This is a genomic window from Xenorhabdus taiwanensis (assembly GCF_036512875.1).
Classification (GTDB): Bacteria; Pseudomonadota; Gammaproteobacteria; order Enterobacterales; family Enterobacteriaceae; genus Xenorhabdus; species Xenorhabdus taiwanensis.
This window is the reverse complement of the sequence record NZ_AP028978.1, coordinates 1,261,077-1,281,615: the sequence shown is the minus strand read 5'-3', so window position 1 is coordinate 1,281,615 and position 20,539 is coordinate 1,261,077. Positions and strand designations below refer to the sequence as shown.

15 protein-coding genes, 6 tRNA genes and 1 pseudogene are annotated in these 20,539 nt (G+C 43.8%); 18 read left to right on the top strand and 4 right to left on the bottom strand.

Annotation, left to right across the window (positions count from 1 at the left end; translation table 11 throughout):
* Window positions 1–209 precede the first annotated feature (209 nt).
* The 3 genes from ybfE to fur all read left to right on the top strand — a co-directional run bounded on the left by ybfE (window position 210) and on the right by fur (window position 1,843).
* Window positions 210–500 carry a LexA regulated protein gene (gene ybfE / locus ACE1SE_RS05830; RefSeq protein WP_074018441.1) on the top strand — a complete coding sequence of 97 codons (291 nt, stop codon included), beginning with the start codon at window positions 210–212 and terminating at the stop codon, window positions 498–500.
* 175 nt (window positions 501–675) lie between these two features.
* Window positions 676–1,209, top strand: coding sequence for a flavodoxin FldA (gene fldA / locus ACE1SE_RS05825; protein ID WP_374053031.1), 534 nt, complete (start codon window positions 676–678; stop codon window positions 1,207–1,209).
* A 184-nt stretch (window positions 1,210–1,393) separates the two neighbouring features.
* Complete coding sequence (fur, locus tag ACE1SE_RS05820) at window positions 1,394–1,843, top strand: ferric iron uptake transcriptional regulator (protein WP_374053030.1); 450 nt, start codon at window positions 1,394–1,396, stop codon at window positions 1,841–1,843.
* Between the two features lie 146 nt (window positions 1,844–1,989).
* Here fur and ACE1SE_RS05815 read toward each other — a convergent pair whose 3' ends face one another.
* The 3 genes from ACE1SE_RS05815 to nagE all read right to left on the bottom strand — a co-directional run bounded on the left by ACE1SE_RS05815 (window position 1,990) and on the right by nagE (window position 8,748).
* Window positions 1,990–4,683 carry a beta-N-acetylhexosaminidase gene (locus ACE1SE_RS05815; RefSeq protein WP_374053029.1) on the bottom strand — a complete coding sequence of 898 codons (2,694 nt, stop codon included), beginning with the start codon at window positions 4,681–4,683 and terminating at the stop codon, window positions 1,990–1,992.
* A 206-nt stretch (window positions 4,684–4,889) separates the two neighbouring features.
* Window positions 4,890–6,560, bottom strand: a complete 1,671-nt coding sequence (gene glnS, locus ACE1SE_RS05810; protein ID WP_374053028.1) for a glutamine--tRNA ligase — start codon at window positions 6,558–6,560, stop codon at window positions 4,890–4,892.
* A 157-nt stretch (window positions 6,561–6,717) separates the two neighbouring features.
* Window positions 6,718–8,748, bottom strand: coding sequence for an N-acetylglucosamine-specific PTS transporter subunit IIBC (gene nagE, locus ACE1SE_RS05805; protein WP_374053027.1), 2,031 nt, complete (start codon window positions 8,746–8,748; stop codon window positions 6,718–6,720).
* 371 nt (window positions 8,749–9,119) lie between these two features.
* Between nagE and nagB the strand changes: the two genes are divergently transcribed.
* From nagB to ACE1SE_RS05755, 10 genes and pseudogenes are all read left to right on the top strand, one after another.
* Window positions 9,120–9,926 (top strand): glucosamine-6-phosphate deaminase, encoded by an 807-nt coding sequence (gene nagB / locus ACE1SE_RS05800; RefSeq protein ID WP_374053026.1) that lies wholly within the window; start codon window positions 9,120–9,122, stop codon window positions 9,924–9,926.
* Window positions 9,927–9,950: 24 nt separating this feature from the next.
* Window positions 9,951–11,108: an N-acetylglucosamine-6-phosphate deacetylase gene (nagA, locus tag ACE1SE_RS05795; protein WP_374053025.1), complete on the top strand. Its 1,158-nt coding sequence runs from the start codon at window positions 9,951–9,953 to the stop codon at window positions 11,106–11,108.
* A gap of 12 nt (window positions 11,109–11,120) precedes the next feature.
* On the top strand, window positions 11,121–12,344 hold the full coding sequence (gene nagC, locus ACE1SE_RS05790; RefSeq protein ID WP_374053024.1) for a DNA-binding transcriptional regulator NagC: 1,224 nt from the start codon (window positions 11,121–11,123) through the stop codon (window positions 12,342–12,344).
* A 155-nt stretch (window positions 12,345–12,499) separates the two neighbouring features.
* Window positions 12,500–12,576 (top strand) — tRNA-Met (locus ACE1SE_RS05785).
* Window positions 12,577–12,581: 5 nt separating this feature from the next.
* Window positions 12,582–12,666, top strand: a tRNA-Leu gene (locus ACE1SE_RS05780).
* A gap of 69 nt (window positions 12,667–12,735) precedes the next feature.
* A tRNA-Gln gene (locus ACE1SE_RS05775) sits at window positions 12,736–12,810 on the top strand.
* Between the two features lie 83 nt (window positions 12,811–12,893).
* Window positions 12,894–12,968: transfer RNA gene (locus ACE1SE_RS05770), tRNA-Gln, on the top strand.
* 41 nt (window positions 12,969–13,009) lie between these two features.
* A tRNA-Met gene (locus ACE1SE_RS05765) sits at window positions 13,010–13,086 on the top strand.
* 14 nt (window positions 13,087–13,100) lie between these two features.
* Window positions 13,101–13,175, top strand: a tRNA-Gln gene (locus tag ACE1SE_RS05760).
* A 141-nt stretch (window positions 13,176–13,316) separates the two neighbouring features.
* Window positions 13,317–13,457 (top strand): annotated as a pseudogene (locus ACE1SE_RS05755) (type II toxin-antitoxin system HigB family toxin); the annotation flags it as partial.
* Between the two features lie 20 nt (window positions 13,458–13,477).
* Here the strand turns inward: ACE1SE_RS05755 and ubiF are convergent.
* On the bottom strand, window positions 13,478–14,665 hold the full coding sequence (ubiF, locus tag ACE1SE_RS05750; RefSeq protein WP_374053023.1) for a 3-demethoxyubiquinol 3-hydroxylase: 1,188 nt from the start codon (window positions 14,663–14,665) through the stop codon (window positions 13,478–13,480).
* Between the two features lie 206 nt (window positions 14,666–14,871).
* Here ubiF and miaB point away from each other — a divergent pair, with 206 nt between their 5' ends.
* From miaB to lnt, 5 genes are all read left to right on the top strand, one after another.
* Window positions 14,872–16,302 (top strand): tRNA (N6-isopentenyl adenosine(37)-C2)-methylthiotransferase MiaB, encoded by a 1,431-nt coding sequence (gene miaB / locus ACE1SE_RS05745; protein WP_374053022.1) that lies wholly within the window; start codon window positions 14,872–14,874, stop codon window positions 16,300–16,302.
* A 24-nt stretch (window positions 16,303–16,326) separates the two neighbouring features.
* A complete protein-coding gene (locus ACE1SE_RS05740) occupies window positions 16,327–17,373 on the top strand; it encodes a PhoH family protein (protein WP_374053021.1) in 1,047 nt (348 codons plus the stop codon).
* On the top strand, window positions 17,370–17,837 hold the full coding sequence (gene ybeY / locus ACE1SE_RS05735; RefSeq protein ID WP_187651124.1) for an rRNA maturation RNase YbeY: 468 nt from the start codon (window positions 17,370–17,372) through the stop codon (window positions 17,835–17,837). Before ACE1SE_RS05740 ends, ybeY begins: the two co-directional genes overlap by 4 nt.
* A gap of 70 nt (window positions 17,838–17,907) precedes the next feature.
* Window positions 17,908–18,786 (top strand): CNNM family magnesium/cobalt transport protein CorC, encoded by an 879-nt coding sequence (gene corC, locus ACE1SE_RS05730; RefSeq protein ID WP_374053020.1) that lies wholly within the window; start codon window positions 17,908–17,910, stop codon window positions 18,784–18,786.
* An 11-nt stretch (window positions 18,787–18,797) separates the two neighbouring features.
* Window positions 18,798–20,327: an apolipoprotein N-acyltransferase gene (gene lnt, locus ACE1SE_RS05725; protein ID WP_374053019.1), complete on the top strand. Its 1,530-nt coding sequence runs from the start codon at window positions 18,798–18,800 to the stop codon at window positions 20,325–20,327.
* Window positions 20,328–20,539: the final 212 nt, after the last annotated feature.

The window sequence follows — 20,539 nt, the reverse complement described above, 5'->3', positions numbered from 1 at the left end:
ACTTATCTCATCTATGAACAGCAGCCCGATATCATTCTGCTCAGGAGTAACGACAAAAATATCATCACTGACATTATATACAGAAAAATGACCTCAAAAGGGGACTTCCACCACCAAAAGACGGGAAGGGAAACTAGTAGCGACACGCGTCCAGCTAAGGTATTATTGCCCGCTATATTATTGGTACACGCCCATTATCAATTGAATTTATGGCAAAAGAACAAACTGATCGCACCACACTGGATTTGTTCGCAGATGAACGCAGGCCTGGGCGACCTAAAACAAATCCGCTGTCCAGGGATGAACAGCTCAGGATCAATAAACGCAACCAGTTGCGACGAGATAAAGTCAAAGGGCTGCGTCGAGTGGAACTCAAACTCAATGAAGATGCCGTCGATGCACTAAACCATCTGGCAAAACAACGCAACATTAGTCGCAGTGAATTGATTGAACAAATGTTATTAGCCCAACTGACAGAAAAAAATCACCTTGCCGATTAACGGCTTTTATTAAACACAATGAAGCGGTGTCACCACACAAATCTGACAGATTTGTCATGGATGTTTGGTCAGAATAACGCTTTTCATGTTACTGAAACTGACATTTTTCCAAGCTGATTTCAGCGTGATGTGTATAGATTTAATACACAAATAAAATAAGAGGTTAACCCATTTTATGGCAATAATAGGTATATTCTTCGGCAGCGATACAGGCAACACAGAGAACATCGCCAAAATGATCCAAGAAAAATTGGGCGGTGCTGATGTTGCTGAAGTCCACGATATTGCCAAAAGCAGCAAAGAAGATATTGAAGCCTTCGACATCCTGCTGCTTGGCATCCCAACCTGGTATTACGGCGAAGCTCAGTGTGACTGGGATGATTTCTTCCCAACACTGGAAGAAATCAACTTCGAAGGGAAACTGGTTGCTTTGTTCGGCTGTGGTGACCAGGAAGATTATGCAGAGTACTTCTGCGATGCTATGGGCACCATTCGCGATATTATTGAACCTCGTGGTGCCATTATTGTAGGTCACTGGTCAACCGAAGGATACCATTTCGAAGCCTCTAAAGGCATGGCCGACGATAACCACTTTATTGGCCTGGCCATTGATGAAGATCGTCAACCCGAATTGACGGATGAGCGTGTTGAAGCCTGGGTGCAACAGATCAAGGCTGAAATGAGCCTATCAGAGATTCTAGACGCTTAATAAGAAGAGAAAAGCCCTTTCAGGCAGGATTATTCTTGCATAATGTGTCATGATATCTAAATAGGCATGGTTTTCATTTTTAATATCCATGCCTATAATCAGCAACGTGAAACAGAATCATGATTCCCTCACGATACCCAAGTATCACAAGTTCACTTAACTCAAGTTACAGGACTGAATCCGCATGACCGACAACAATAAAGCATTGAAAAATGCTGGACTTAAAGTAACACTTCCACGACTGAAAATTCTGGAAGTGCTACAGGACCCAGAATGCCATCATGTCAGTGCGGAAGATCTCTACAAAAAACTGATTGATATCGGTGAAGAGATTGGCCTCGCCACTGTCTATCGCGTGTTGAACCAGTTCGATGATGCCGGCATTGTCACACGCCACAATTTTGAAGGCGGTAAATCGGTTTTTGAACTCACTCAGCAACATCACCATGACCATCTGATTTGTCTCGACTGCGGTAAGGTCATTGAATTTAATGATGAATTCATTGAAGAGCGTCAGAAAAACATCGCTGAACGCTATGGAATTAAGCTCTCAAACCACAGTCTTTATTTATATGGTCACTGTGCTGATGGTGATTGCCGCGAAGATAGCTCGCTTCATGATGCAAAAGCATGATAAACAAGCGCTGACAATGAAATAATTGAAATAACGTTTCTGCTATTTATTTTATTCGTCTGAATAAGCAACCTGCCGATGAGTTCTCAAGATAATCGGCAAGTTGCTTTATCAATTTTATTACCCTCATACCTCATACGCAATTGTTATAATTTAACTTCATCTATGCGGCTAAAACGTTTTCCATCAGCACTGACAGAGCGAATTTTCACATTGCCGCTGACATGGGGTCGTTGTCTGTCATTATAATCCTGCCATGTTTTTCCATTATCCAATGAGTATTGGATAACCACCCCCGGTAATGCGATATTCGCTTCCAGTGTTCCAGAAACAATTTTGCCGCCCGGCACAGGCAGGCGATATCTATCCAGCTTAGCCAATTCACGCTGTCCTATCAGGTTAGCAAAGCGTTCCCAGTCCTGTTGCAGGAGAGTCGTATCGACATAATGCGTTATTCCACCTTTATATTCCCTGCCCTGCTGATAATTCTGCTCCCACTCCGCCTGATGCCATGCCCGTTCCGCCAGCGGCAGCAAACGTGGATAGATCATATCCTCCATTTGTTCATCGGTACGCACGGTTTCACTCCATAATTGCCCCGACATACCATAAGCCCCCGGCCAGCGTTTATTGCTATGGGTATTAAAGTAATTGCCATCACGATCCCGCGAGGTTTCAGCATTTTGTGGCATATTGTTCGGAGCAAAGCTGAAAATTTTCGTCTCATCATTAAAGCGAGTTGCCCAATAGTAGCCCCGCTCTTTCGGATGGACTTCATATGGCATATCCAGATAAACATAATCAGGGCTGGAAACAACTACCCGATAGCCCTTATTCGCCCAGTCATTGGCAGAATCATACCCCCCCCAATACAGGGTATCCCAAAAATTCACCGCAACATGTTTAGTGGCGAAATCTTTTGCTGATTTGGCTTGTTTCAGGCCATCCTGCCAGGCCTGCATGGTACTGATACCGTAGGCATTGACGATTTTGCTGACTTCAATGGCAAAATAACTGGCAAGTTCATCAACATCTTTGATGACGCCTTGCGCTATCATCTTCTGACAAGCCTGAGATTTTGCCCAAGGCTTGTCTTCAATTTTCTGGTTGATAATCCCCTTATCTGGCACAATCGGTCCATCTTTATCCTGATATCCCGCGCCCAAACGAATATTTTTCGCCTCATCCCCACCAAAATGCCATGTGTTCAACGGCAGTTCGGCTTCTTTATGCATGGCAACAACTTCGCTAATAACTTTATCGACAAACCGTTTTGAGGAGTCCATGCACGGGTTAAGATAACTGTGGCGATCATAGAACTGCACGGAAGTTGTATTCGAGGTATCTGTCGGATCAAGCAGACGATATTCATTGGCTTCCTGCTCTTTGCCCTGAGCCATAAGCCGCTTATAACGCGCTTCCATCGATATCACTGCGGCACGGGCATGAGCAGGTATATCGATTTCTGGGATCACTTCTATCTGACGGGCTTTGGCATAGCTCAGAATATCAATATAATCCTGACGACTAAAATAACCACTTCCCATATTGTTGCTATCTGGCCCTGATCCCAATTGTGGCAATAAACATTGAGTCTCACTCAGATCATGACAACGTTGACTGCCGATTTCAGTCAATTCCGGTAAACCAGGGATTTCTAAACGCCAACCCTCATCATCACTCAAATGAAAATGGAACTTGTTCAGCTTATAGCGGGACATTTGATCAAGCAGACGCAAAACAGCTTCTTTGCTATGAAAATTTCGCCCAACATCAAGGAACACACCACGATATTCAAACCGTGGAGCATCTTTTGCCGTCAGTGTCGCAATCTTTGGAATACCATCGGCGGGAAGTAAGGAAAACAGCGATTGTAGGCCATAGAATACACCAGATTGATCAAACGCGACGATTTGTGTTCCTTTGGTGGTAATCTCCAATGAATACGCACCGTTTACTCGCCAGGATTTGGTAAATTGGTTTGCGTTGATTTGGGTCGCTATTCGATAACCGTTATCCGTTAAATGAATATCACGGGCTTTGAAACGTTCCCTGATCACGTTAATAGATTCGCTGCTCAACCCGCCCAACTCTAATTTCACGCCACGGGATAAATCGACATCCTGGGAATGAACGGAAAGCGCTTTCGGTGTCGGAATAATCTGCCCTCGCAGCTTATCTTCACTGATTGTTGCCATCTGGTAATTTTTTGCAAAGCGATTTTCAGGTGTCATCAGGATATTGTTATCCGTTGTGGTTCGTTTCCACTGTTCACCTTCCAGATCAGATAAAAATTTGCTGATATTTTCAGTATCGGTATTTACCAAGACCTTTGGCGTAGCATCACCGGAAATCGCATACCAACGCGGCATAAAATCTGTGCTGTAAATCTGCCAATACTCACCAATAATCGGTAGTACGACCTTTTCATTGGCTTTGATGCCCGTAAATTTTTTCGTCGGTTCCAGTTTATGTAAATCACCCGTAATATGGGTGATTTTGTATTGATCATTATCCAGTTTCAGTATTTGGCGAATACTGTGAAAATAGAGCGCCCAATCAGAAGAATTGATTACCTGATCACCATTGCTCAAGATGATGTTAACCCGATTACAGGCCGCCGAATCAGCGCCAAGAATGGCACAATCTGTACCATGTGAACCCGCCTGATTATCAATGACTTTGAAAGTGACTTTTAACTGACTGAGTAAATCCACGATCTGTTGTGATGACATTGGATTTTGCGGCGACATTGCCGATATTATTTCTGTATGAGCGCTGCCTATAAATCCAACTGCCGTGATGAATGCTGCCAAGGTACGTAATTTAATGGGTTTCATAAATTACCTCGTCCGAACTTATTATTTTTTCGATGGGTAAATAATGTACAATTTTGACCAGGGAATAACCCTACACAACATGTGACTATAAGGCAATTTTTAATCTTAGCTGAAGGAGTTAATTTTCATTACGAGGCTATCAAGCACAAAAAAGCGTGAAAATAATCACGCTTTTTTGTGTGCAGGATCACATTATCTTAGTGAGATTATGACTCTTGTGAAATTTTTGCCCAAGTATCACGCAGGCCAACCGTACGGTTAAAGATCAGATGCTCAGCACTTGACAGGCGGCTATCAGCACAGAAATAACCTTCACGCTCAAACTGATAGGTTGTTTCCGGCAATGCATTTGCCAACCCTGGTTCGACAAATCCTTTACGGATCACCAGCGATTCTGGATTGATAGCAGACAAGAAATCATCTTCTGCCCCTGGGTTTGCCACGCTAAACAGACGGTCATACAGATAGAATTCCGCTGGTACACCGTGTGCAACGCTTACCCAATGAATGACGCCCTTAACCTTGCGACCATCGGCTGGATCTTTGTTCAGGGTTTGCTCGTCATACTGACAATAAATTGTCGTGATGTTGCCTTCTGCGTCTTTCTCAACCCGCTCTGCTTTAATCACATAAGCATTACGCAGACGAACTTCTTTGCCCAGAACCAGACGCTTATATTGACGGTTTGCTTCTTCACGGAAATCCGCACGATCAATATACAGTTCGCGGCTGAACGGCACTTCCCGGCTACCCATTTCTGGTTTGTTTGGGTGGTTAGGCATTGTCAGAATGACTTCACCTTCTGGCATGTTCTCAATCACCAGTTTCACCGGATCAAGAACCGCCATAGCACGCGGTGCATTTTCGTTCAGGTCATCACGAATACAGGATTCCAATGCTGCCATTTCAACATTGTTATCCTGTTTCGTCACACCAATGCGACGGCAGAACTCACGGATAGCTGCCGCAGTATAACCACGACGACGTAATCCAGAGATAGTTAGCATACGTGGGTCATCCCAACCATCAACGATCTTTTCTGTCACCAACTGGTTAAGCTTACGCTTAGACATCACCGTATATTCCAGATTCAGGCGAGAAAACTCATACTGACGCGGATGGCAATCAATCGTAATGTTATCCAATACCCAATCGTACAAACGGCGGTTATCCTGGAACTCCAGTGTACAAATGGAGTGGGTGATCCCTTCCAGCGCATCGGAAATGCAGTGAGTGAAATCATACATCGGATAGATGCACCATTTATTGCCTGACTGGTGATGCTCTGCGAATTTGATGCGGTAGATGACGGGATCACGCATGACAATGAACGAAGATGCCATATCAATTTTGGCACGCAAACACGCCTTGCCTTCAGCAAATTCACCGGCACGCATTTTTTCAAACAGAATCCGGTTTTCTTCTACACTGCGATCACGATACGGGCTGTTTTTACCAGGCTCTTTTAAAGTACCGCGATATTCACGGATCTCTTCAGGACTGAGTTCATCGACATACGCCAGACCTTTATTGATTAATTCAATGGCGTATTGATACAGGGTATCAAAATAGTCAGAAGAGTAACGAATATCCCCACTCCACTGGAATCCCAACCATTGAACGTCAGTTTTAATCGATTCAACGTACTCGATATCTTCCTTGACGGGGTTTGTATCGTCAAAACGTAGGTTGCATTGTCCCTGATAGTCTTGAGCGATGCCGAAATTCAGGCAGATCGACTTGGCATGGCCGATATGCAAATAACCGTTGGGTTCAGGTGGGAAACGGGTATGTACGGATGTATGTTTACCAGTTGCCAGATCTTCGTCAATAATCTGACGAATAAAGTTTGTCGGGCGGGCATCTGCCTCACTCATCGTTTTTTTCCTCAATGCAAAAAGCGCTTCAACATAACCTTCTATAATCTAATAAGCTGAACCGAGAAACAATACTTTGTTCGTGGGAAATGGTTTATTTATTGTATCGGCTCAACTTTTTTAACTCGTTATGACATAAAATGTTATGTCCATTAACTTATTGCATTACTTGAAATAAATCTGACTTATTAGCGATTACATTTCCTTTAGTAAGAATTTTCACACCAACATAATCATCAATATTGCTGATAATCACAGGACTGACCATTGATTTTGCATGTGCATTTAAATAATCAAGATCTAACTTCAATAGCGGATGCCCTATTTTCACTTTCTCCCCTTCTTCCACCAAACGCTCAAATCCTGTGCCATTCAGTGAGACTGTATCTATGCCGATATGAATAATGATCTCAATACCACTATCCGTTTCAATACATACCGCATGGTTGGTATCAAATATCTTCACGACCGTACCCGCAACAGGAGCAAAAATGATATTCGATGTGGGTCTTATGGCAATCCCATCACCGACTAATTTGCTGGAAAAGGCTTCATCAGGAACATCCTCCAATTTGACCAATTCACCCGTTACAGGAGCAATTAAAGTCAAAATGGGTTTACCTGCTGGCTCATCCTCTTTTTCCACCAAAACATCAGCCTCAGACTTGAGGGTTACTTTTGCCGCTGCAACATAACCTGTTTTCAGAATTTCTTTCATCATATTGGATATCAATTCTGCACGTGTACCAATAATAATCTGGACACTCTGCTTATTCAGGCGGATAACACCCGAAGCACCAAGATGTTTTACTAATTGTTCATTGACCAGGCTGGAATCGTTCACAGATAAACGTAAGCGAGTAATACAAGAGTCCACATTCGTCAAGTTGTCTGAACCTCCAACAGCAGCAATGTATTGATGGGCCTTTTCCTGAATGGCACCCGCTGAATTGCTCTCTTTTTTCGCCATATCAATATCATAACCATCAGTTTCATTTGTGGCTGACAACTCACGTCCGGGGGTCATCAAATTGAATTTTTTGATGGTGAAACGGAAGACAACATAATAAAGGCAGAAGAATACCAAACCCTGCGGAATCAACATGTACCAATGAACAGCCAGCGGGTTACGTGAAGAAAGTAACATATCGACAAACCCGGCACTAAAGCCAAAACCGGCAATCCAATGCATGGCAGACGCAATATAAACCGAAATCCCAGTCATGATGGCATGCAGAACATAAAGCACTGGTGCAACAAACATGAAAGAAAATTCAAGCGGTTCCGTTACTCCTGTAAAGAAAGCCGCAAATGCCCCTGCCATCATAATACCAGCAACCTTGGCTCTATTTTCCGGACGAGCGCAGTGGTAAATCGCTAATGCAGCGCCCGGCAAGCCAAACATCATAATCGGGAAGAAACCAGCCTGATAACGGCCAGTGATACCCATAACCGCAGTTCCTGCTTCAATGGATTTCTGTCCACCAAGAAAGTTAGGAATATCATTGATACCAGCGACATCAAACCAAAATACTGAGTTCAGTGCATGATGCAAACCAATTAGTATCAGCAGACGATTGAAGAAGGCATACAAACCCGCGCCAACGGAACCAAGATTGGTGATACTCTCACCGAATGCTACCAGCCAGTCATAAACTATTGGCCAAACAAACATCAAGATAAAAGACACAACAATCATCAAGAAAGAGTTCAAGATAGGGACTAAACGACGGCCACTAAAGAAAGACAGTGCTTGAGGTAGCTCTACACTACTGTAGCGGTTATACAGTTCAGCAGAAAATACCCCCACCAAGATCCCAACAAATTGGTTATTAATCTTGCTAAATGCTTTGGGAATTTCCTCAATCGGAATCCCCTTAATCATCGCCACCGCTGTCGGAGAACATAGTTTCATGACAACAATAAATCCGATAAGTCCTGCCAGTGCAGCAGCTCCATCTTTATCTTTCGACATTCCATAGGCAATCCCAATCGCAAACAACATACCCATGTTATCAAGAATGGCATTGCCTGATGTGATAAGCAGTGCCGCCAACTCATTATCGGCCCCCCATCCCGTTGGATCAATCCAATAACCTACACCAACCAATATTGCCGCTGCTGGCAATGTTGCCACAGGCACCATTAATGCCCGACCAATCCGTTGTAAGTAGTTCAGAATGTTCACTTATGCCCCCTTGAAGCTCCGTTAATGGAATCTTTTAGTTAATCAATGTGTGATGCCATCATTTATGTATTTATTGTTAAAACGTTTTTAGTCTAAAAAAATTATTTTGTAACGCAAATTAAATCCATCTAATGCGTGATTAAAATCACCATATTTGATAATTTTTTAATCAAAAAGCTAGCTAGCACTCAAAACTTATTTTATTATTAAAAATATCTATATTACATTGAATGCGACAAGATCCCACTTAGAACAAGTATGATGTGTAGTTTTGTCACACAGCTATCACGCACCACATTGATATCTCAAAATCATGTGTATCGTGCATAGTTCTCGTCATTAATTTATTGAATGTTTTTTAAGAGGTAATCATGAGGCTGATCCCCCTAACTACGGCAAGTGATGTTGGTCGATGGTCTGCTCACTATATTGCAAGCAGAATCAATGAATTCAATCCAACGGCAGAACGCCCTTTCGTGCTTGGGCTTCCCACAGGCAGTACTCCACTGACAACCTACAAGGAACTGATTTCCCTGTATCAGGCTGGAAAAGTGAGCTTCAAGCATGTTGTGACATTTAATATGGATGAATACGTTGGCCTGCCGGAAGATCATCCTCAAAGCTACCACTCATTTATGTACCACAATTTCTTTAATCACATCGATATTCCAAAAGAGAACATCAATTTGTTAAATGGAAATGCGAAAGATATTGATACTGAGTGTCAACGTTACGAAAATAAAATTAAAGCCTATGGCAAGATACATTTATTTATGGGGGGTGTTGGTAATGATGGGCATATTGCCTTTAATGAACCGGCATCTTCTCTTTCTTCACGCACACGAATCAAAACACTGACCATTGAAACGCGGACTGCCAATTCCCGTTTTTTTAATCATGATGTGGAACAAGTCCCCAAATATGCATTAACTGTTGGTGTGGGTACTTTAATGGATGCTGAAGAAGTTATGATTTTGGCAACTGGAATGAATAAAGCGCAAGCCCTGCAAGCCGCAATAGAAGGGAATGTCAACCATATGTGGACAATCAGTTGTCTCCAGATGCATCCAAAATCTCTTATTGCTTGTGATGAGCCCGCCACCATGGAACTAAAAGTAAAGACAGTGAAGTATTTTCACCAGTTAGAGGCCGATATCATTAATGAGTTCGCCAGCTAAACTGATTCAGGAGTTAAGATATCAATGTACGCATTAATCAATGGCATTATTTATACTGGACATGACAGGCTCGATAACCATGCAGTCATTATTGCAGATGGTTTGATTAAACAAGTCTGTCCGGTTAACCAGTTGCCAGAAGAGATTGAAAAACGCGATTTACATGGCGCAAATCTCGCACCAGGATTTATTGATCTACAACTGAATGGCTGTGGTGGAGTCCAGTTTAATGAACAGTTGGAAGATATTTCAGAAGAGACTCTGCATACAATGCAGAAAACCAACCAGTTCTACGGTTGTACCAGTTTCCTGCCTACCCTCATCACCAGCCCTGATGAATTAATGATAAAAGCCATTGAAGTGATGCGCGCTTATTTACAAAAAAACCAGAATCAGGCATTAGGGCTGCATCTGGAAGGGCCTTATATCAATCCAATAAAAAAAGGAACTCATAATACAGCTTATATCCGCAAACCCACCCCTGAAATGGTTAATTACCTGTGTCTGAATGCGGATGTTATTACCAAGATAACTCTCGCTCCTGAAATGGTAGAAAACAAATATATTCAGCAATTGGCCGAAGCCGGTATTACTGTTTCTGCTGGCCATTCTAATGCGACTTATGAAGAAGCGCGTCATGGCTTCCAACATGGCATTACTTTCTCTACCCATTTATATAATGCTATGCCTGCGATTTTTGGTCGTCAGCCAGGGCTGGTGAGTGCCATTTATGATTCCCCAGAAGTCTATGCCGGCATTATCTGTGATGGAATGCATGTATCATGGCCAAATGTCCGCAATTCCAAGAGATTAAAAAATGAAAAGCTTATTCTGGTAACAGATGCCATCCTTCCTGCCGGGCTTGCTCCCGATGCCATAGAACAATTTACCTTTGCCAATAAAACAATATATTATCGAAATGGCTTATGTGTTGATGAAAATGGAACATTGAGCGGCTCATCAATCACAATGATTGATTGTGTTAAAAATAGTGTGGAGCACGTTGGTATTGCTTTGGATGAAACGTTGCGAATGGTGACGCTTTACCCAGCCCGCGCAATCGGTATTGATAAACACCTCGGTACGATTGAATCCGGCAAGGTAGCGAACCTGACCGCATTTACTCACGATTTCAAAATCTGCAAAACCATTGTTAACGGAAATGAAATTAAACAACCGTGAGTATAAAGACTGATGAGTAATGAGAACGCACAGAAGCAAATTGGTAATATTGATCTCGTCAAACAGCTAAATAGTGCTGTAGTCTATCGGCTGATTGATCAGCATGGGCCAATATCACGCATCCAAATTGCAGAAGAGAGCCAGCTTGCCCCTGCTAGCGTAACCAAAATTACTCGTCAGTTACTGGAGCGTGGCCTGATAAAAGAAGTCGAACATCAGGCTTCCACCGGCGGAAGACGCGCAATCTCCATTATTACTGAAACACGCCATTTCCATACTATTGGAGTCCGGCTTGGGCGCCATGATGCAACCGTGGCGCTGTTCGATATGAGCGGCAAGACGTTAGTAGAAGCACACTACCCTGTGCGGGAAAATAGTCAGCAAGAAGTCGAAAAACGAATTATTTACACCATTGAAAGTTTCATCGACAAAAACCAGCGCCGGATCCGTGAATTGATCGCAATTTCCGTTATTCTGCCCGGACTGGTTGATCCTGACCAAGGTATTATCCGCTATATGCCACACATTAAGGTAGATAACTGGCCTCTGGTTAAGATCCTCAAAGAACATTTCAATACTTTCTGTTTTATTGGTCATGATATTCGCAGCTTTGCATTAGCAGAAAATTATTTCGGGGCAACACGCGATTGTGAAGATTCCATTCTGGTGCGTATCCATCGCGGCACAGGGGCTGGTGTCATTGTTAACAACAATATTTTACGCAATAAACGCGGCAACCTGGGTGAGATAGGCCATATCCAAATCGATCCTCTGGGTCAACGTTGCCATTGCGGTAATTTTGGTTGTCTGGAGACCATCGCTTCCAATTCAGCAATAGAAGCTAAGGTACAGCAACAATTACGCCAAGGGTTTCCAAGTCAGCTTGCCTTGAATAATTGCAATATCCATGCAATTTGCCTTGCCGCCAATGCGGGTGATCTGCTTGCAACAGAAGTCATCAAACAACTAGGGCACTATCTCGGCAAGGCTATCTCAATCGCCATTAACCTATTTAACCCTCAGAAAGTGGTGATTGCCGGAGAAATTACTGAAGCAGAACAAGTATTGCTGCCGATTATCAAAAGCAGCATCAATACCCAAGTATTAGAAGCATTCCGCGAAGACCTCCCTGTGGTGGTTTCTGAGCTAAATCACTGTTCAGCAATTGGGGCATTCGCCCTAACGAAACGTGCAATGCTTAATGGTGTACTGTTACAACATCTTCTTGGCGGATAATTTCAACCGTTTTAGCCGGCTTTGTCGACAAAATGCTTACAAGACAAACAAACAAACGATTTTGTGCATATTTCTTTAAAAAATCAGTTGACGCATCTGTCTGATATACGCATAATGCGCCCCGCACCGCCGATGAAGGTAAAGCGAAAAAAGATGGCTACGTAGCTCAGCTGGTTAGAGCACAGCACTCATAATGCTGGGGTCACAGGTTCGATTCCCGTCGTAGCCACCATCTTTGCGGGAGTGGCGAAATTGGTAGACGCACCAGATTTAGGTTCTGGCGCCGCAAGGTGTGCGAGTTCAAGTCTCGCCTCCCGCACCATTTTCTTCATCGGGTTATAATTAGAATGTGTTTTAATAACAATTTTAAGTTTTAGTGTGTTGTTTCAGGTGGGGTATCGCCAAGCGGTAAGGCACCAGGTTTTGATCCTGGCATCCCCTGGTTCGAATCCAGGTACCCCAGCCATTTAACTGGAACAATGAGTTAAAACGTTGTAAGGTTAAATGCACATTTTGGAGATAACAAAAGCTGCATTGATAACTCTCAGGTGGGGTATCGCCAAGCGGTAAGGCACCAGGTTTTGATCCTGGCATCCCCTGGTTCGAATCCAGGTACCCCAGCCATCTTACTGAGATTTATCAAAAATATTACGTTTATCGTAAATGGCTACGTAGCTCAGCTGGTTAGAGCACAGCACTCATAATGCTGGGGTCACAGGTTCGATTCCCGTCGTAGCCACCATTTAAAAATTAAGTTGGGGTATCGCCAAGCGGTAAGGCACCGGATTCTGATTCCGGCATTCCCAGGTTCGAATCCTGGTACCCCAGCCAGTATTCTCGATGAGTTACACCATGTAACAAGCTGGAAAAGAATAAAAAAAGAATATTCTTTCATGCAGAGGCCACCAATGAAGGTGGTTTTTTTGTTTTACAACCGTCAAAATCTCCCATAAAAGCCACGTCAACGATTTCTTGAAACACAATCGCGTGATATTCAACATCAAGGGGAACGACTGCCGCCTGATAGTTTCCATCTTTTACCCCGCAGGCTGGGGGTACGTAAAACTCATCGGCACACACAAACAGTACGATGCCATAGAGGCGATTAACTAGCCCCATAAGGGGCTACTCCATCACAACCCCAATGCATATTTCAGCGCGAGATTTTTCATGACGCCTGAACGTTGCGCTGCCATTAATGCCAGATTTCGTACCGTTTTTAACCCCGGCAAATCATGACTGAATGTAGTATGGAAAAAATCCATTCCCGCCTGCATCACTAAATTATCTGGCATTCTGCGACATTGATAACGCCTCAAGACTGCCAATGAATCCCACTCTTCCAACAATTCTTTAGCATTAGTCAGCACCTTGAGTAATACATCAACATCCCGATAGCCTAAATTCACTCCCTGCCCTGCTAACGGGTTGATGGTATGAGCTGCATCTCCCAGCAAAACCAACCCTTCTTGTACGTAATGGCTGGCATGATGACGAGTCAGTGGAAATGAACCCGCAGCAATCGGGGTAACGTTACCCAAGCGAGTGGGAAATGCCTGAAAAATTTCGCGCTCAAGTTGTGCCATCGTCATTGACTGCAATTGACGAATACGGGCAGGAGAATCGTACCAAACCAACGAGGCCCATTGATCAAATAACGGCAGGAAAGCCCTGGGACCAGAAGGAAAAAATTGTTGCCATGTTGTATCTTGTTGGGGCTGGTCAGTTTTGACGGTTATCAGCATGCATGACTGCCGATATTGCCACCCGTTACTGCCAATACCCGCCAATTGACGAACTTGAGAACGGGCACCATCTGCACCAATAATCAGACGTGTGTCAATTTCCGTGCCATCTGCCAATGTCACCAGCCACGTTTTATTCTCATGCTGACGCTGCATAGATTGCAAAACAGCAGGACAAATCAATGCCAGGTTTGGATAATGTTCAAATTCCTGCCACAATGCCAGTTGCAAGACACGATTCTCAACCATATACCCTAACTCTGGCAGCCCCAAACTTTCAGCATCGAAAATGACGTTCGAATCATTTTGCTCCCATGTTTCCAACTTTCGATAAGGGGCACTACGCATTCGCAGTATATTTTCCCATGCTCCCAATTGTTTCAATAAATCCACCGAAGCACAGCTGATCGCAGATATACGAACATCAGGTTCACTATCTGCATCATAAGATGCAGGAGGCTGGTGCTCCAATAATGCAACACGCCAGCCTTCCTGCGCCAATCCCAATGCTGTCGCAGCGCCAATCATACCTGCGCCGACGACAACGATATCGAATTTTTGTTGTGGATTATTCATATTCATCACGTCATTAACTTATTGATTAAAATAGTCTACCGGAATTTTCCCTTTCCGGCTGTGAATATCCGCTGCTACAGTCTGGTCACTGGTGCCTCAAATGACTACAATAACCAACAATATTATGCTAAATACACTACGTGCAATATATTGCACTTTTCAGTGTTGAAGCATCATTCCACTGGAAACACCGGATACAACACAAAATGTCGACGATAAAAAAACTGTATATCAAAACCTGGGGCTGTCAGATGAACGAATACGATTCATCCAAGATGGCCGATTTGCTGGAAACCACTCACGGTTATCAGTTAACCGATGTTGCCGAAGAAGCAGATATCTTACTCCTAAATACTTGTTCAATCCGTGAAAAGGCGCAGGAAAAAGTCTTTCACCAACTTGGCCGCTGGAAAGGCCTGAAAGATAAAAACCCTGAAATCATTATCGGTGTGGGTGGGTGTGTGGCTTCCCAAGAAGGGGATTACATTCGCCAGCGCTCACCTAGCGTCGATATTATTTTCGGACCACAAACTCTGCACCGCCTGCCCGAAATGATTAATCATGTAAAAGGCACCCGCAGTCCGATTGTTGACATCAGTTTCCCTGAAATTGAAAAGTTTGACCGTCTGCCAGAGCCTCGCGCAGAAGGCCCAACAGCATTTGTTTCCATTATGGAAGGTTGCAATAAGTATTGCACGTTCTGCGTTGTGCCTTACACCCGCGGAGAAGAAGTCAGCCGTCCTTGCGATGATATTTTATTCGAAATTGCACAACTTGCTGCGCAAGGTGTACGTGAAGTTAATCTGCTTGGTCAAAACGTTAATGCTTATCGGGGTGCTACGTTTGATGGCGGTATCTGCACATTTGCAGAACTGTTGCGTCTGGTTGCGGCTATTGATGGTATCGACCGTATTCGCTTCACCACCAGCCACCCAATTGAGTTTACTGACGACATTATTGCCGTCTACGAAGATACCCCTGAGTTAGTGAGCTTCCTGCATCTGCCAGTCCAGAGTGGTTCTGATCGTATCCTTACCCTGATGAAGCGCGCCCATACGGCACTAGAATATAAAGGCATTATTCGCCGTTTGCGTAAGGCACGCCCAGACATTCTGATCAGTTCTGACTTTATCATTGGTTTCCCAGGTGAAACACAGGATGATTTTGAAAAAACCATGAAACTGATTGCCGATGTTAACTTCGATATGAGTTTCAGCTTCATCTATTCAGCGCGTCCAGGAACACCCGCCGCCGATTTGCCAGATGACGTAAGTGAAGAAGAGAAGAAACAGCGCTTGTACCTGCTCCAGCAGCGCATTAACCAACAAGCTATGAGCTTCAGCCGTGCAATGCTTGGCACTACACAGCGCATTCTGGTTGAGGGTCCGTCACGCAAAAATATCATGGAACTCTCTGGCCGTACCGAAAATAACCGTGTGGTTAACTTTGAGGGAACGCCTGACATGATTGGTAAATTTGTTGATGTTGAAATTGTTGACGTATACGCTAACTCCTTGCGTGGTAAAGTGATCCGTACTGAAGATGAGATGGATCTGCGCATCCATGAGTCACCTGAATCAGTCATTGCCCGTACTCGCAAAGAAGATGAACTCGGCGTTGGCCTTTACCAGCCTTAATAGGCTCTAACATAGAGATAATCAGTGACACAAATAAACTCACAAGTAGCAACCCAAGAAATCTTTCTGGAACCCGCAGACAATCAACGTCTGATGAGTCTGTGTGGACCACTTGATGATAATCTGAAACAACTTGAGCGCCGTTTGGGTATTGAAATCAATCGCCGCGATAACCGTTTCAAACTGGCAGGTAAACCATTGTGTGTTAGTGCAGCCGCGGGGATCCTGCGTCACCTTTATGTCGAAACCGCGCCTATACGCGGCATGATACCGGATCTTGAGCCTGAACAGGTTCATCTCGCGATTACCGAAAGTCGGGTGCTGGAACAAGCAGCAGAAAGCGTTCCTGAATACGGCAAGGCCGTCAATATTAAAACCAAACGGGGTGTTGTAAAGCCCCGTACTCCCAATCAGGCCCACTATATTGCTAACATCCTAGATCACGATATCACGTTCGGGGTTGGGCCTGCGGGTACAGGGAAAACATATTTGGCTGTCGCCGCGGCGGTTGATGCACTGGAACGTCAGGAAATCCGCCGTATCCTGCTAACCCGTCCTGCGGTTGAAGCCGGAGAAAAACTGGGCTTTCTGCCTGGTGATCTCAGCCAGAAAGTCGATCCTTATCTGCGTCCGCTTTACGATGCCCTGTTTGAGATGATGGGATTTGAAAAAGTTGAGAAGCTGATCGAAAGAAACGTTATTGAAGTGGCACCACTGGCTTATATGCGTGGACGCACCCTGAATGATGCCTTTATTATTCTCGACGAAAGCCAGAATACGACCATTGAACAGATGAAAATGTTCCTGACCCGTATTGGTTTTAACTCTAAAGCAGTCATTACCGGTGACGTCACCCAGATTGACCTGCCAAGAGGCCAAAAATCAGGCCTGAGTCACGCAATAGAAGTTTTATCTAATGTTGATGAACTGAGTTTTAACTTCTTACATAGTGAAGATGTTGTTCGCCATCCGGTGGTGGCAAAAGTTGTTATCGCTTATGAAGCATGGGAAGCGAAGGAACAAGAACGTAAAAAAGCGCTCAATGAGAAACGCAAACAGGAAGCACAATGAGTTCAGTCATATTAGATTTGCAAATTGCATGTGAAAACCCTGAAGGGCTTCCCAAGGAAGCACTTTTCCAGCACTGGCTGGAAGGTGTTTTGCCACAATTTCAGGCCGAAAGTGAAGTGACTATTCGCTTGGTCGATGAGGCAGAAAGCCACGATTTAAACCTCACTTATCGTGGGAAAGATAAACCAACTAATGTGTTATCTTTCCCATTTGAAGCACCACCTGAAGTTGAATTACCCTTACTCGGTGATTTAATTATTTGTCGTCAAGTTGTTGAAAAAGAGGCAGATGAGCAACAAAAAACGGTCGAAGAACACTGGGCACATATGGTGGTTCACGGCTGCCTTCATCTTCTGGGATATGATCATATTGAAGACGATGAAGCGGAAGAAATGGAAGCTCTGGAAACAGAGATCCTAAAAAAAATGGGTTATGCTGATCCCTATCTCGCGGAAAAAGAATAACCATTGTCAACATTTTTATGTTAAACATACTAGTCTACGATTTTATATGGGGAATTTTCATTAAAACGCCATGAGCGACGATCATCCTTCAAGTAACGATAACCCTGGCCCTAAGAAAGGCTTTTTTGCACTTCTTAATCAGCTTTTTCACGGTGAACCGAAAAACCGTGATGATTTGGTTGAACTGATCCGTGATTCTGAGCAGAACGACCTAATCGATCCCGATACCCGCGAGATGCTCGAAGGTGTCATGGATATTGCTGATCAACGCGTGCGTGACATTATGATCCCACGCTCACAGATCGTTACCTTAAAACGCAACCAATCTCTGGACGAATGTCTGGATGTTATTATTGACTCAGCCCACTCACGCTTTCCAGTGATCAGCGAAGACAAAGATCACATTGAAGGCATATTAATGGCGAAAGATCTGCTACCCTTCATGCGTACAAATGCAGAGCCTTTCAGCATTGATAAAGTACTTCGTCAGGCTGTTGTTGTGCCGGAAAGTAAACGTGTTGACCGCCTGCTGAAAGAATTCCGTTCCCAACGCTACCATATGGCGATTGTGATCGATGAATTTGGCGGCGTTTCGGGACTGGTCACAATTGAGGATATTCTTGAACTGATTGTGGGTGAAATAGAGGACGAATACGATGATGATGAAGATAACGATATTCGTGCTTTAAGTCGCCACTCCTATTCAGTGCGGGCATTGACTCAAATTGAGGATTTTAATGACGTTTTTGGCACCAATTTCAGCGATGAAGAGGTTGATACTATTGGTGGGCTAGTCATGCAGGCATTTGGGCATCTGCCTTCACGTGGGGAATCCATCACCATTGATGGCTACCTTTTCAAAGTGGCAATGTCTGATAGCCGTAAAATCATTCAGGTTCATGTAAAAATACCGGATGATGCTGGCGTTCCTGGCCTTGATAAACAATAAATAGGATCTGGATGAACAAAGCCTCATTAATGAGTTGCCAGCGGCTACGTGCTGTGCTGGCACTTTTCTTCGGAGCCAGTGGAACGCTGGCTTTTTCACCTTTTGATCTCTGGCCTGCTGCACTTGTTTCCCTTTTCGGCCTGCAAATCCTTTCTTTGAACAGAACAACCCGCCAAGCTTGCTTTATTGGTTTATGCTGGGGTCTTGGTTTATTTGGTAGTGGCGCAAACTGGGTTTATGTCAGTATCGCCGACTTTGGTGGTATGCCAACCGTTATCAATATATTTTTGGTGATCCTGCTCTCTGCCTATCTTGCCCTTTATCCCGCTCTGTTTACGGGTTTATTGAACCGCTTTTTTCCAGCTTCTAATAGCATCAGGCTGGTTATCGCCAGCCCAGCGCTATGGCAGTTGACAGAATTCTTACGTGGCTGGGTGTTATCCGGGTTTCCCTGGTTACAATTTGGTTACAGCCAAATTGATGGCCCGATGAAAGCCATTGCGCCTATTCTGGGTGTAGAAGGTATTACCTTCTTGCTGATGATGATCAGCGGATTACTGGTTTTTGCTGTCACCCAGAAAAAAATTCCTGCGGCTATTTTCGCCATTATCCTGCTGCTGTTACCGTGGCCAATGAAGCACTACCAGTGGTACACCCTACAACCAGAAAAAGCCACTGATATTGCTTTGGTTCAAGGTAATATTCCTCAGGCCATTAAATGGGAATCCGCTGTTCTTGGAAAAACGCTGGATATTTATTTGGATAACAGCCGTCCTTTCATTGGTAAAGTACCAATCATCATTTGGCCAGAATCTGCCATTCCTGATTATGAATATAACCAAAGTGATTTCCTGACTAAATTGGATAGCGTGTTGAGGAAACATAATACCAGCTTGATCACTGGCATTGTGGACGCCCGACCGACATTGGAAGGTTATAAATTCTATAACAGCATTATCGTATTAGGGGATAAGATACCTTACCAATACCCAGCACTAACCCGTTACGACAAGCATCACCTGGTACCATTTGGTGAGTTTGTGCCATTGGCATCAGTACTGCGGCCACTGGCACCTTTATTCAATTTGCCAATGTCTTCCTTTAGCCAAGGTAATTACATCCAACCCCTACTTTCTGTTGCCGGACACAATATTACTGCGGCTATCTGCTATGAAATTATTTTAGGTGAACAGGTACGTGATAATTTCAAACCTGACACAGCGTTCCTCCTGACTGTTTCTAATGATGCCTGGTTTGGACATTCCATTGGCCCTTGGCAACATTTTCAAATGGCACGGATGCGCGCGCTTGAACTAGGCCGTCCTCTGCTAAGAGGAACGAATAATGGTGTTACAGCAGTAATCAATCCAGACGGCTCCATTCAGGCTGAACTTCCACAATTTACCCGGCAGGTATTGGAAGCCAAAGTAACGCCAGCCACAGGAATAACACCTTATTTTCGCTTCGGGAATTTACCAATATGGGGTGCGAGCGTCCTGTTTTTCATCTTTGCGTTTATAAAGAAACGTCGCAAAACTTAATTTTCTATTTTCTATTAATTAAATGTTAATAGTGGTCAGGGCATATTATTTATGCCCTGATTTCATTTAAAAATAGATTTTATCGCCTAAATAACAAAAATTTATTACATACCACACTATAAAACACCCACCAAAAAAGAACATTATTTCAAATAGAGCAAAGTGTGAACAACATTCAATATTGTTCGCTTTTTAACCACACATAAATGAAA